The 13967-nt window shown below is 49.2% G+C and carries 9 protein-coding genes; 7 read left to right on the top strand and 2 right to left on the bottom strand.

From position 1 onward, the window contains the following. Nucleotides 1-40 precede the first annotated feature (40 nt). Nucleotides 41-1474, bottom strand: coding sequence for a M48 family metalloprotease (locus AB4875_RS14625; protein WP_368377089.1), 1434 nt, complete (start codon nt 1472-1474; stop codon nt 41-43). Between the two features lie 159 nt (nt 1475-1633). Between AB4875_RS14625 and AB4875_RS14620 the strand changes: the two genes are divergently transcribed. The 5 genes from AB4875_RS14620 (at nt 1634) to aceF (ending at nt 10606) form a co-directional block, all read left to right on the top strand. After that, on the top strand, nt 1634-1864 hold the full coding sequence (locus AB4875_RS14620; protein WP_368376797.1) for a sulfurtransferase TusA family protein: 231 nt from the start codon (nt 1634-1636) through the stop codon (nt 1862-1864). Between the two features lie 42 nt (nt 1865-1906). Continuing rightward, on the top strand, nt 1907-3004 hold the full coding sequence (locus AB4875_RS14615) for an AI-2E family transporter (RefSeq protein ID WP_368376796.1): 1098 nt from the start codon (nt 1907-1909) through the stop codon (nt 3002-3004). A 26-nt stretch (nt 3005-3030) separates the two neighbouring features. Next, nucleotides 3031-5880: an insulinase family protein gene (locus tag AB4875_RS14610; protein ID WP_368376795.1), complete on the top strand. Its 2850-nt coding sequence runs from the start codon at nt 3031-3033 to the stop codon at nt 5878-5880. A 388-nt stretch (nt 5881-6268) separates the two neighbouring features. Beyond that, nucleotides 6269-8914 carry a pyruvate dehydrogenase (acetyl-transferring), homodimeric type gene (gene aceE / locus AB4875_RS14605; RefSeq protein WP_368377088.1) on the top strand — a complete coding sequence of 882 codons (2646 nt, stop codon included), beginning with the start codon at nt 6269-6271 and terminating at the stop codon, nt 8912-8914. Nucleotides 8915-8935: 21 nt separating this feature from the next. Then, nucleotides 8936-10606 carry a dihydrolipoyllysine-residue acetyltransferase gene (gene aceF / locus AB4875_RS14600; protein WP_368376794.1) on the top strand — a complete coding sequence of 557 codons (1671 nt, stop codon included), beginning with the start codon at nt 8936-8938 and terminating at the stop codon, nt 10604-10606. Between the two features lie 381 nt (nt 10607-10987). Here aceF and AB4875_RS14595 read toward each other — a convergent pair whose 3' ends face one another. Then, nucleotides 10988-11464 carry an Lrp/AsnC family transcriptional regulator gene (locus tag AB4875_RS14595; protein ID WP_368376793.1) on the bottom strand — a complete coding sequence of 159 codons (477 nt, stop codon included), beginning with the start codon at nt 11462-11464 and terminating at the stop codon, nt 10988-10990. 264 nt (nt 11465-11728) lie between these two features. Between AB4875_RS14595 and AB4875_RS14590 the strand changes: the two genes are divergently transcribed. Then, nucleotides 11729-13465 (top strand): flagellinolysin, encoded by a 1737-nt coding sequence (locus tag AB4875_RS14590; RefSeq protein WP_368376792.1) that lies wholly within the window; start codon nt 11729-11731, stop codon nt 13463-13465. A 200-nt stretch (nt 13466-13665) separates the two neighbouring features. Beyond that, entirely contained in the window at nt 13666-13920 is a 255-nt protein-coding gene (locus AB4875_RS14585) for a hypothetical protein (RefSeq protein WP_368376791.1), read from the top strand. Nucleotides 13921-13967 lie beyond the last annotated feature (47 nt).

Here is a 13967-nt window from a genome sequence, read left to right as displayed (position 1 = left end):
TGACGCTTGCCCTTTTTCCCATTTATAATTTGCCCGGTATTTATAGTTTCTTCAGCTTTTCTTCCATGTCGGCAATGTCTTTTAGTCTCTGCCTGATTCGGCTCTGTTCAATATGATTGCTAGCTGTGCGCTCATAAGCGTAGCGCAGCTGTTGTTTTGCGCGCTCAAATTGGCCGACAAGAATAAAATACTCTGAGCGGGCGACATGCACTCCCAGAATATTACCGGCTAAGCCACGAACTTCTGCAAGCTGATACCATAGATCGGGATCTTCTGATCGCTCGCGTGTTTGTTTGCTGAGTAGCAGGTCGGCCGCATCGTAGCTATTGGCGGCTTGCAAGGCATCGGCAAGCGCCATGGTGTAAGGATGGTTGCCTGGGGTGATGGTTAACAAGCCACTTAGCAGGGCGATTGCCTTGTCGATCTCTTTTTTCCCGATAAGGATGTCAGCTTCGGCGATCCGATAGGCAATTCGATTGCCGCCATCTTTTAGCAGCGGTTCGAGTTTTTCTCTGGCTTCGTCCCAGCGCTCCAACTTTATTAAAGCAATGACCACCCCGTAGCGATAGGCTTCGCCGTTAACGTTTTGAGGTTCGGACCAGTTTTTAAGCTGATCCTCAGCATTATGGCTGTGAAACAAGGTGGCCCGCATTTTCATCAGTTGGTAATTGAGATTGTCGACGTAGACCCTTCTTGGATACTGACGAGCGCGATTTTTGCTGTCGCTGACGCGACTTTCAGTTAGTGGGTGAGTGAGCAGAAACTCCGGCGGCTTAGATCGGGCATAGCGCAGGTTCTTGCTCATATTTTCAAACATGGCTGGAACAGCGCTGGGGTCCATGCCGGACTTAGCGAGTGTCTCCATACCTAAGCGGTCGGCTTCTTGCTCGTTTTGACGACTAAAGCGCAACTGGCTATCCAGGGCGGCTGCCTGGGTGGCGGTGATAGCGGCGATACCGGCATCAGCACCGGCTGTTGCCGCGAGTATGATGCCGGCGAGTAAGCCCGCCAGAGTTGGAATTGTGCTTTGTGCAGATTTGTCTAGTGAGCGGGTAAAGTGCCGCTGACTAATATGGGCAATTTCGTGGGCGAGAACGCCGGCAAGCTGTGCCTCGTTGTCGGTATTGAGAAATAAGCCGCTGTGTACGCCAATGACTCCACCGGGTACCGCGAATGCGTTGATAGTGGGATTGTCGACCACCACAGTTTCAAGGCGGCGGTCTTTTAATTCGCTGTTTGAGACCAGTTGGTACAGCAGTGACTCGATATAGTCCTGCATGAGAGGATCATTTATAGTTTTCACGCTATTGCGGAACATTTTCAGCCACATCCTGCCCAAGTCGTGCTCTTGTTGGGCGGAGTAGCGCGATGCGGTAACGTCCCCGAGATCAGGTAAATTATCTGATGAGCTGTTATCGGCTAGGCTGAAGCTTGCGCTCAGCAACAAAGCAATACCGAGTAAATGTTTAAACACTGTCAATCGTATATCCCTTACATCGCTAAAATCAGGATTGAGTCTTGATCATACAAGAGCGTACTAGCGTATGACCTTCTTATTCTGTAAAAGTGCTAGCTTGGGGCTGGTGACGTGGCGAGCTATACTAGCGTTTTTATCATGTTATGCACGGGGATTATGACTGATATTGATGTTTTTTTAGATGCAGTAGGGCTAGATTGCCCTCTGCCATTGTTAAAAGCCAAGCAGGCACTCAATCGAATGGCCTGTGGCGAAGTGCTTGAAGTGTTGGCGACAGACGTCGGGTCTGTCAGAGATTTCGAGGTGTTTGCTAAGCAAAGCGGTCATGCCTTGCTGCTAAGTGAAGATAATGCCGGTACTTATCGCTATCTATTTAAAAAGAAGTAACACTGCCCAACTCACATCACCAACCCAATAGGAACCTCAGTCATGCTGGGTATCGTTCGTTCATGGTTTGATCGCCTGTTTGCAGAAGAAGAGACGGTTGTTCTGCTCTTGTTGATTGTCGCTTGCTTGCTGCTAATGCTGACCTTGGGAAATGTCTTGGTGCCGATTATGGCGAGTATTGTGCTGGCATTTATGATGCAAGGCCTGATGGCTCGACTCATTGGTATGGGTGTCTCTCGGTGGCTGACCATCACAATTACATATACGGTTTTTGTGACTATTTTCTTTGGGGTGTTGGTGGTCTTACTGCCCCTGGTTTGGCAGCAGTTAACCAACTTGTTTCAGGAGTTGCCGGTCATGCTGCGTCAATTGCAGCATTTGCTGTTGCTCTTGCCGCAGCGCTCGGAAATGTTTACTGAGCAACAGATTCGAGAATGGATGGCCTTGGCGAGCAAGGAGCTGGGTTCGGTTGGGCAGTATTTATTGTCTTTCTCGATCGCCCAGTTGCCCAATGTCTTGGGTGTCATGATCAATATCGTTCTTATACCCATACTGGTATTTTTCTTTCTGAAAGACAAAGAAACCATATTGGGTTGGATGGCAAGTTTTCTTCCGGGTAGGCGGCCGTTATTAAAAGCAGTCTGGGCGGAAGCAAATGTGCAGGTGGCCAACTACGTGCGCGGTAAAGCGGTTGAAATTGTAATTGTTGGGGTGGTTTCCTATGTCGCTTTTGTTGTCATTGGTTTGAATTACCCTGCCTTGCTAGCCCTTGCTGTCGGCCTTTCAGTTGTCATTCCCTACATCGGTGCGGCGGTGGTGACCCTGCCGGTATTGTTGGTGGGTTTCATTCAATGGGGCTGGGGTGGGGAGTTTTTAACCTTGTTCATTGTCTACAGTGTGATTCAAGCCCTAGACGGAAATGTCTTGGTGCCGTTGTTGTTTTCCGAGGCGGTGAATATGCACCCGGTGGCCATTATTGTGGCGGTGCTGGCATTCGGGGGTATTTGGGGTATTTGGGGGGTGTTTTTTGCTATTCCCCTGGCAACCCTAGTAAAAGCGATTTTATATGCTTGGCCCCGCCCAAAAACACCAGAATTGCATCCTAACGACATGCTGCTAGGCGAATCAGGCGATATCTAATACTCAAATGAGGTAAGGGAAGGATTGTGAGATATTTAAAATCAGTGGGTTTGATAGTCATTTTCTTTCAGTTGGCGGCGTGTAGCTGGCTGGGCTCTGACTGGCTAAATAGTCGGGATACTAGTGCAGTATTAAAGCCCGTTAGTGATCAGCGAGAATATCGCTACACGGAATTGGAAAATGGCCTAAAAGTCGTGCTGATCTCAGACTCGGCCGCCGATAAGGCGGCAGCCTCGCTAGATGTTAATGTTGGCAGTCGACAAGATCCTAAGGACTACCAAGGTTTAGCCCACTTCCTAGAGCATATGTTGTTTCTCGGTACTGAAAAATACCCAGAGGCCGGTGCATATCAAGCGTATATAACCGCCAATGGTGGCAGTCACAATGCCTTTACCTCTTTTGAACATACCAATTATTTTTTCGATATTAGTGCAGATTCCTTAGAGCCGGCACTAGATCAGTTCGCGCAATTTTTTGTCGGACCTTTGTTTAATGCCGAATATGTTCAGCGTGAAGTGAATGCGGTGAACTCAGAATACCGGGCTCGTATACGTGATGATGGGCGCAGAGAGTTGGCGGTCTTTAAGGCGCAGATTAATCAAGATCATCCCTTTGCTAAATTTTCAGTCGGCAATCTCGAGACCTTGCGCAGTGATAATGAAGTCGCGTTGCGCGAACAGTTGCTCGCGTTTTACGACAAGAATTATTCAGCCAATATTATGACTCTAACGGTGATCGGTCGTGAATCACTCGATCAGTTAGAGGCCATGGTGCTGCCCAAGTTTGCTGGGGTAAAAAATCGTGGCCGGGATCTTGCGCCCATTGAGCAAGCTTTGTTCACGGCGGGCAGCTTGCCGCGGTGGATAAATATTCAGCCGGTGCAAAATCGCCGCTCCTTATCGATAAATTTTCCCGTGCCAGATGCTGAACGGTATTGGCATGTCAAACCCTTGAATTACATTGGTAATATTCTGGGTCATGAAGGCAGTGGTAGCTTGTTATCGGTGCTTAAAGCTCGGGGTTGGGCAGATAGCCTGCGTGCTGGACAGAGTTTTGATTATCAGGGTGGTGCTTTGTTTGGCGTTGACGTTGCGTTGACGGAGTCCGGTCTTAAACATGTGGATGAGATTGCCGGTCTGATTTATGAGGGCATTGCGCTGCTGCGGGCTAAGGGCATTGAAGAGTGGCGCTTTAACGAGCAGGCGGGTTTGGCAAATCAGGAGTTTATGTTCCGAGCGCAGCCAGCTGCTATTAATGAAGTCGTGCAGTTGTCGATGGGTCTTCAAAAATTTCCCGCGCGGGAATTATTGAGCGGTCCTTATTTAATGGATGAGTATCGCCCCGGGTTGTTAGCGGAATTTCTTGAAGTCATGACGCCAGAGAATAGTTTTATTAGTTTGGTTGCCCCGGGCGTGGAAACCGAGTTCGAGATACCGCGCTATCAGGTGTCGTATGGTGTGCGCGACATCACTGCTGAGCAATTAAGCGGGTGGACCTCTGCGAATACTGCAGGCTTAGGGCTGCCAATTAAAAATAATTTTGTTGCCTCAGATTTTAGTCTCAAGAAAGGTGATGGCTCTGCCATCCCTAAATTGCTTACCGATACGCCAGTAGAGCTATGGCTGAATACTGATGACACCTTTGAATTGCCAAAGGGCCGAGTGTATTTGTTACTTGAATCCGAGGAAGTGGCAGCGGATGCTGAGCGGCGGGCAAAAAGCGATTTGTGGCTGCAGATGGTGAAAGACCAGCTCAACGAGCTTTCCTATCCCGCACAGCTGGCGGGCTTGGACTTTAATGTGTCGGTAGGCTGGCGCGGTGTTCAACTCAGTGTTGGTGGATTTAACCAGAAACAGGGTGAATTATTGCGCGAGCTGCTGCAGGTGTTGAAAAACCCGGAATGGCAGCAAGCGCGGTTTAGCCGTTTGAAAGCGCAGCGTCTGCGGCAGTTTGAAAACGCCCGTAGGCAGTCACCTTACCAACAAGTGATTGCCGAGTTGCCGCGGATGTTGAGCCGGGAAACGCCGGGTTTGAGCGCACACGAGGCGGCAACCCAAAAGGCAGAAATGTCTGCGGTGGCCAGCCATGTGGCGAGCGTGATGAAAGATCTGCATTTACGTATGCTAGTAGATGGTAACTTTAGTGAGGCAGACGCAAGATCCCTAGCTGGGCTGGTAGATGCGGCGCTGCCCATGACACTAGAAACACGTTCACCGGCACAATTTATTACTCACCTTCCGGTGGGGAGCTTAGTGAGACAGATAGCAGCAGAACACGACGACAGCGCGGTATTGATGTATTTACAGAGCGCGACTAGTGGCCTGCAGGCGAGGGTGGCGATGGGTTTAACGGCGCAAATGTTAAGCGCCGATTTCTACCATCAGCTGCGGACTACCAAGCAGTTGGGCTATGTTGTTAGCGCTAGTGTATATCCTCAGCGCGACGTGGCAGGCCTGATATTTTTAGTTCAATCGCCGGTGCTAGATCCCGCATCCGTGCAAAACGAGATTACGACTTATATCCAGCAGTGGTTAAAGGCCGGCGTTGACGAGGCAAGCTTTGAAAAACATAAGGCTAGCCTGTCCCTGCGTCTTGCCGAGCAGCCAGAAAATTTGTGGGATGCTGCTGGACGTCACTGGCAGGACTTGCTGGACAACTATCCGGAATTTAATAGCCGAGATCAATTAGTCGAGGCGCTAGGTGATTTACAGTATGGCGACTGGTTGGCGCTGACCCAACGTGATCTTGGTGAGACCGGGCAGCGCGCGCTGTTGGTCTATAATAGTGGCAAGTGGCCGCAGGCCGTGCCCATTGGTAATGCGAGTGGAGAACCCGACCAATTTAAGGCTGCCTTGCCGGCATATCGTTTTGAGTGATACCTTGGCGGTGGTCTATAGCGGGGCCTAAGCCCTTGTTTTTGATACAGTCTATAATGACTGCGCAACAAATGATTCATATAAAAAATAGTTGCATTTAGTTGATTTATGGCTAAAAAGCTGTGAGAATTTCTGTCGCTCAAATCCTGTAAATCAGGGTTTGAGCATAGTTGATAACTCCTGTATTCGGGTGTTCGTAGGCTCAAAAGGCTCGCGTTTGACCCACTAGGCCAGGTGATAACCGTCACTCACAGGCTGATTCCAAGCACCCGGAGCTGATCGCTCTCCGGTGAGTCAGTTGTAAGCGGAACACATCTAAGCACAATGCTTGCTGGTCTGGGCAGCCCACTGTATTTGGAAAGGACGGTGTATGTATCAAGATCATGATTTGCGCGAAGATCTAGACCCCCAAGAAACCCAAGAGTGGTTAGAAGCCCTTGATGGCGTATTAAAAAATGGCGGGCGCGCGCGTACGGCATTTTTGATGAAAAGGCTGGCCAAACACGCAGCGCGTGCCGGCACTGAACTTCCCTCTGCGATAACCACTTCTTTTCGTAACACCATCGAGCCGAGTAATGAGCGCCGTATGCCTGGTGACTTGTTCATGGAACGTAAAATACGCTCCATGATCCGCTGGAACGCCTTGGCCATGGTGATGCGCGCCAATGATAATAACGAGGGTTTGGGCGGTCACATTTCCAGCTTTTCCTCCTCCGCTACCTTGTACGACGTGGGGTTTAACTACTTTTTCCGTGGTGGCGAACAGGCTGACTTAATTTACTACCAAGGCCACAGCTCGCCGGGTATGTATGCCCGCTCCTACCTTGAAGGCCGAATTGATGAGACGCAGTTAGATAGTTTCCGGCGTGAAGTCGATGGTAAGGGCTTATCGTCTTATCCCCATCCATGGCTGATGCCTGATTACTGGCAATTTCCTACTGTCAGTATGGGTTTGGGTCCCATCCAAGCGATATACCAAGCACACGTAATGAAATACCAGCAAAGCCGTGGACTGGTCGATCATGGTGATCGCAAGGTGTGGTGCTTTATGGGTGATGGCGAGAGTGATGAACCCGAATCATTGGGGTCTATTGCGCTGGCTGGCCGCGAAAGTTTGGATAATCTCATTTTTGTCGTTAACTGTAATTTACAGCGCCTTGATGGGCCGGTGCGCGGCAACGGCAAAATTATTCAGGAATTAGAAGGTGTCTTCCGCGGCGCTGGTTGGAATGTCGTTAAAGTTATCTGGGGGCGGCACTGGGATAAATTATTAGAAAAAGATACCACTGGCTTATTGCGTCGGCGCATGAACGAAGTGGTCGATGGTGAGTTGCAAAACTACAAAGCCAATGGTGGTGCTTACACTCGTAAACATTTCTTTGGCAAATATCCAGAGTTGCTGGAGTTGGTCAAAGACCTGTCAGACGAAGATATTATGTATCTTAATCGCGGCGGCCACGATCCTTATAAAGTCTATGCAGCATACGCACAGGCCATGGAAACTAAAGGTCGGCCGACTGTGGTTTTAGCTATGACCGTTAAGGGTTACGGCTTGGGTGAGGGCGGTGAAGCTCAGAACGAAGCCCATTCGGTTAAGAAGCTCGATTTAGAAGAACTGAAAAAATTCCGTGACCGTTTTGGCGTGCCTATAAGTGACGACGACTTAAAGTCAGTACCTTATTATCGTCCGGCCGAAGATAGTCCTGAAATGGTGTATATGCGTAAACGTCGTGAAAAGCTTGGCGGCTTTTTACCGGCCAGACAGGCGGAGTTTAAGGCTTTAAAAACGCCCGAGATCGACATCTTTAGCGCCCAACTCAAGTCCACTGGTAAGCGTGAAGTCTCTTCTACCATGGCCTTTGTACGCATGCTGTCCAGTTTGGTAAAAGATAAAGAATTGGGCTCTCGCATCGTGCCCATTGTACCGGATGAGGCGCGTACTTTTGGCATGGAAGGCATGTTCCGTCAGCTGGGCATATACTCCTCCCAGGGCCAGCGTTATATCCCCCATGATTCAGATCAGGTCATGTTTTACAAAGAAGATAAACAAGGCCAGATACTCGAAGAAGGTATTACCGAGGCGGGTGCATTCTCGGCTTGGCTGGCTGCGGCCACCTCCTATAGCAATCATCATTATCCGATGATTCCATTTTACATTTTTTATTCTATGTTCGGTTTTCAGCGGATCATGGATTTGGCATGGGCCGCCGGTGACTCTCAGGCTAGGGGCTTTTTAATTGGCGCCACCGCAGGGCGCACCACGCTTAATGGTGAGGGCCTGCAGCATCAGGATGGTCACAGTCATTTAATGGCCAATATGATTCCTAACTGTGTGTCTTACGACCCGACTTATTCCTATGAGCTGGCTGTCATCATTCAAGATGGTATGCGGCGGATGTATCAAGATAAGGAAAATGTCTTCTACTACGTCACCGTCATGAACGAAAATTACTTCCACCCAGATATGCCTGAAGGCAGCGCCGAAGGTATTATCAAGGGCCTATATTGTCTCGCGCCATCGGCGCTTAAAAAGCCCAAATTGAAAGTACAGCTGATGGGTAGTGGCACTATTTTACGAGAAGTAGAAGCTGCCGCAAAAATACTCAAGGCAGATTATAAAGTTGATTCTGATGTCTGGAGTGCTACCAGTATTAACCTGCTGCGCCGCGATGGTTTAGATTGCGATCGCTGGAATATGCTGCACCCAGAAAGTGAGCCCCGGCTGCCTTATGTGACTGAGCAGTTGCGCGGCAAGCAGGGACCATTGATCTGCGCCACAGACTATATTAAGTCCTATGGTGAGCAGTTGCGGCCCTATATTGAGTCTCGCTATGTGGTGCTTGGTACTGATGGTTACGGCCGCTCTGATACCCGGGCGAAGTTGCGTCAGCACTTTGAAGTAGATCGCCAGTATATTGTGGTGGCGGCACTAAAAGCCTTGGCCGACGATGGCCAGCTGGCCCTAAGCGAAGTGACAAAAGCGATTAAGGCTTTTGGTTTAGACGTGGATAAATCCAATCCGCTGTGTAGCTAATCGTTTAAGAAGGATTTATTTGTGGCTAAAGAAACGGTAAAAATTCCTGATCTCGGTGGCGGTGAGGTTGATGTCATTGAGGTCTGTGTAAAAGTTGGTGATGTCATCGCTAAAGAAGACTCTTTGGTGGTTGTAGAGTCTGATAAAGCCTCGATGGAAATTCCTTCGCCACAGGCCGGCAAGGTACTTAGTATTAGTATTAAGGACGGCAGCACGGTTAGTGAAGGTGATGTGATTCTAGAACTTGAAGTAGAGGCGGGTGCCGCTGTCGATAGTACCGAGGCGCAATCTGCTGAAAAGGCTGAAGCTAGAGAAACCTCAGAGCTTGAGCCCTCAGAATCGGAAGCTGCTGCTAAGGCTGAGCCCGTTTCGGCAAAAAATGAAAAATCGGCTTCTGCGGGTCTCAAGCGCGAAACCATCGAAGTACCCGATATTGGTGGCGATGGGCAAGTCGAGGTTATAGAAGTTTGCATCACTGAGGGTGATGAAATTAGCGAAGGTGATTCGCTGGTGGTGTTAGAGTCTGACAAAGCTTCTATGGAAATTCCCTCCCCACATAGCGGTAAGATTTTGTCGGTGGCCATTAAAGTCGGCGACAGCGCCAAACAAGGTAGCATCATCGCGGAAATCGAATATCAATCTTCCGCTGAGCAGCTTGAAGTTGAAAAAACTGTAGCAGTAGCGCCAGAAAAAGCTGCTCAAACTGCAGAGAAATCAGTGATTCCGGCCGCTTCACCGGCGCCTGTGCTGAGTAAGTCGGAGCCGACCGCGCCCACCGTCGTTAGCCACGCCGATGTTTACGCCGGACCTGCGGTTAGAAAATTGGCGCGTGAATTTGGTTTAGAGTTAGAGCAGGTCACGGGCACCGGCCCACGTGGACGTATTCTCAAAGAAGATTTACAAAAATTTGTTAAAGATCTCGCTACTGGCAAGTCTGCTGGAGCGGCAAGCGGTGCCGGTATTCCCGCTATCCCCGATATCGACTATAGCCAGTTTGGTGAGATCGATGTGCAGGCGACAAGTAAGCTAGCCAAACTGACGGCGGCAAATATGCACCGCAGCTGGTTGAATCTGCCGCATGTGACTCAGTTCGATGATGTGGATATTAGTGACCTAGAAGATTTTCGCGCCAGCGTGAAAAAAGAAAGTGAGCAGCACGGCGTTAAACTGACACCCCTGCCATTTTTGCTGAAAGCGGCCGCTTTGGCTCTGCGCACTTACCCGAAGTTTAACGCATCGCTAAGTGCCGATGGCGAGACCATGATCTTCAAAAAATATATCAATATCGGTATTGCCGTCGATACCCCGGCTGGCTTGGTGGTACCGGTGATTAGGGATGTTGATAAAAAGTCACTGTGGGAACTGGCGGCAGAATCTGCGGAATTGGCGCAAAAGGCGAAGCAGCGTAAATTGAAACCTGCTGATATGCAGGGAGGCTGCTTTACGATTTCCAGTTTAGGAAGTATTGGCGGTACCGGTTTTACACCTATTATTAATGCGCCAGAAGTGGCTATTATGGGGGTGTCGAAACTTGCCGTTAAGCCGCACTGGAATGGCAGCGAGTTTGTGCCGCGTAAAATGTTGCCGGTGTCTTTATCCTATGATCACCGTGCGATAAATGGAGTGGATGCTGGTCAGTTCTTTACTTATATGGGCGAACTATTGGCGGATATCCGGCGCTTATTACTTTAATTGACAGCTTTAATTCTCACCCCAGTGCTTTGCTGTGTCTGGGCCAAAGCCTAGCCTGATTTTTCAGTCCGCCCTCGAAATTGAGTGCTAGTTGCAGCCCTTTCTTTACCGTTAGGCTTTTTCTTACCCCCTAAATAGGGGGATGCGTCTTGCGGTATATCTATGTATATTTTTACACAGAGTGCGCTGCTGGCTCGAAACTCCATTGCGGGAGTTCGACGGCTGTTGCAAATAATCATGGCTGAATTTTTCAGCGTGTTTACTCCCCATCTCATAGTTCGGCGCTTGCGCCGAGATATGAGGGGGCACAGGGACGTGCCACCTTCATCACTTATAGTTTTAGCTTCCTTTCTGTTTCCTTTTTAGTAAAAAACCACAAGGTTATAGTTGGGTTTTGAGTGGTAACTCCGTGCTGTTTTTTATTTCCGTTACCGCGATATGTGAGTGAATTTCACGAATCATGGGTAGGCACAGTAAGCGATCTCTAACAAAGCTTTCGTAATTTCGAATGTCCTTCACAATAATTTTTAGCATGTAATCCCAAATGCCGGTCATGGTGTAGCACTCGACAACCTCATCAAAATTCTCAACCGACAGCTCAAACTCTTGCAGATTTTGGCGACCTGATGCAGTGAGGTTGATGGTGGCGAATACTACCAAATCCATGCCCAAAACATGGCGATCTAGCAGTGCGACTTTCTTGCGGATCAGACCATTTTGCTCAATACGGTTGATGCGGCGCCAACAGGGTGATTGCGACATGCCCACCATATCCGCAACGTCACTTGATGTTTTACTAGCGTCGGTTTGGAGGATGGCGAGAATGCTAAGGTCCTGCTTGCTTAGTTCAGTGCTCATAGTGCAAGCCTAATTAAAGTATTGAATAGTTTGTGGCAGATTTATACAAACACTAGCGATTATTGGGTCTACTTAAAATACGTATTCGCCGTGTGTTGGGTCAGATATTCTCGCTCACAAGCCGTTATCGCCAGGGTGGGGCTTGTCCAGGATGACCGCTACCCTAATCTTGCTTACTTCAGTCTATTGTTAAAAACAGCTAAAGTTTTTTAACTAACGGTCGATACGTTGGTGTCATAACTCGATATTAGGTTTTATTCGCCTATGAGTTTATCTATTAACACCAATATTGCGGCGCTCAATAGTGCTCGTAATTTGCAGGTCTCGGAGAATTCCTTGGTCCAGGCGCAGCAACGCCTATCGTCTGGCCTGCGTATCAATAGTGCACGCGATGATGCTGCCGGCATGGCGATTTCCACCCGTTTTACCAGTCAGATTCGGGGGCTAGATCAAGCGGTGCGCAATGCTAATGACGGCGTATCAATGCTGCAGGTCGCCGATGGTGCCTTGTCCTCAGTGACTGATGCAATGCAGCGTATACGGGAACTCGCCGTTCAAGCGGCCAATGGATCCAATAGTACTAGCGATCGCCAGGCCCTGCAGAGCGAAGTGGACTTACTTCGCGATGAGATTGATCGCGTTGGCCGTCAAACTACGTTTAATGGTCAGGCGGTTTTTGCTACTGCTCAGTCTAGTGTCTTGGGCGATAGTGATCAGTTGGCGGTACTTGATGGTTTACGCTCTGGCTGGTTGTCGCAATCAGAGTCCCTTATTCAGGAGTATTTCGGTTTAACTGCTGACGGTGGTGAGATAAGTATTGAGCTGACTAGCTTTAGTGATGGCAGTGGCGGCACGGCGGCGCGAGTCACCGGTGTTGTTCCCGGTAGTTTCACGGGCAAGGCCAGTGATGTCACGCTGCAAATCGATATGGCAGATTTTACGCCGCCAAATTTGCCCGATGGCGGCACGGCACCGTTTTATAATGATCGAATCATTGCTCATGAAATGGTCCATGCAGTCATGTATCGCAGTATGAATATTGCCTCGTTTTTTGATACTGCTAGCGATGATCAGCGCTGGTTTTTGGAGGGGGCTGCCGAACTAATTCACGGGGCGGACGAGCGGGTAGCAAGCTCTATAGGATCTCTTGGCGTGGCTGGGCTAGCGGCGGTGGCGGACGACCTTGATGGTTCTTGGGGTGGTTCCAGCGATGAATACTCGGCTGCTTTTCTTGCTGTTCGCAAGCTCCATGATGAAATTAAGGTCTTGGGCGGGGATGGCATTAAGGATGTCATGAGTTATTTGACAAATAACCAAGATGCCGGACTCGATGAAGCCATAGATGCTGCTAGTAATGGCACCTACACCAGTGCAGATAATTTTTTAACAAGCGCATTTAATACCGCCGAGGCACAGACCTATATTCAGGCGCAGGTTGATAGTGGCTCCTTAAGCGACTCTGACACTGGTGCTATAGGTGGTGCTAATGTTGACGGCGGTGCGGTGCGAACAGCGGAATCGGTGGTTGCGAATTTCGCCTCGCGCACCGGCGATGATCAATTATTGGGCTTTGCTGAAAACTGGGACGAAGCTGCGGCGGGTGTGTTGGCGAGTAATACCAAGAACTTCCAGTTAGGGGCTAATGTTGGTGAAGTTGTTGCGGTGGATATTGGCGCGATGAGTGCGTTGGCCTTGGATTTAAATGATTTAGATTTAGTCTCGGCCGCTAACCAGGTCATTAACAAAATGGATCGCGCGATGGAGTATGTGTCTTCGCAGCGCGCCACTGTCGGTGCGCAGATCAATCGAATTGGTTCGGCAATTATTAATCTGCAGACGTCCTCAGAATCGCTCACCGCGAGTCGCTCCAGAATACTTGATGCGGATTATGCTCAGGAGACGGCGACCCTAGTTAAGGCGCAGATTCTTCAGCAAGCGGGTCTCGCCATCACCGCTCAAGCCAATGCTCTCCCGCAAGCAGCTCTCGCTTTGCTACAATAGATCATAGTATTACCCAGTTTGATGTTACATGCATCGCCCACTTCCTAGCTGAACTAATGATTTCAAGCCGTATTGGCGATGATGAAATGTTCAATCCGAGTTTGAGTGATTCTTGGCCGTTCTAATAATAGCTACGCGCAAATGTCTTGGAGAATTGTGGGGATGGACGACAAGAAGACCTTAACTATCACGGCGGCAGTGTGAACAGAGACGAAAACCCCCAAGATTATCATTCCAGTGTCTTTGAAAATCTGCCAGATGTTCGCGACGGCTTAAATAAAAAGGAGCGCGCCATCCTGTATTGCCTGCATGAAACCCAAAAAGAATTAGGTGGCAGAAATGTGCCCACGATTATGCTCTATGGCCGAGTGCTGGAAATGGTGGATATTAGCAAAGGCGAGTTTCAATCGATACTATCGCGTTTTGTTGGCTTAACGAAGCTCCGCGAAGAGTAGCGTCGCTATGCCTTTCCGATAACGGCGCTTGGACATTCTCCTAGTCA

This window comes from Zhongshania sp. R06B22 (assembly GCF_040892595.1).
Lineage (GTDB): Bacteria > Pseudomonadota > Gammaproteobacteria > Pseudomonadales > Spongiibacteraceae > Spongiibacter > Spongiibacter arctica.
This window is presented reverse-complemented; position numbering and strand designations above follow the sequence as displayed.

Bases quoted from the DNA above. Each gene is read 5' to 3' on its own strand.
- AB4875_RS14620 (WP_368376797.1), top strand. From the start codon at position 1,634: ATGACTGATATTGATGTTTTTTTAGATGCAGTAGGGCTAGATTGCCCT.
- AB4875_RS14615 (WP_368376796.1), top strand. From the start codon at position 1,907: ATGCTGGGTATCGTTCGTTCATGGTTTGATCGCCTGTTTGCAGAAGAA.
- AB4875_RS14595 (WP_368376793.1), bottom strand. From the start codon at position 11,464: ATGAGCACTGAACTAAGCAAGCAGGACCTTAGCATTCTCGCCATCCTC.
- AB4875_RS14590 (WP_368376792.1), top strand. From the start codon at position 11,729: ATGAGTTTATCTATTAACACCAATATTGCGGCGCTCAATAGTGCTCGT.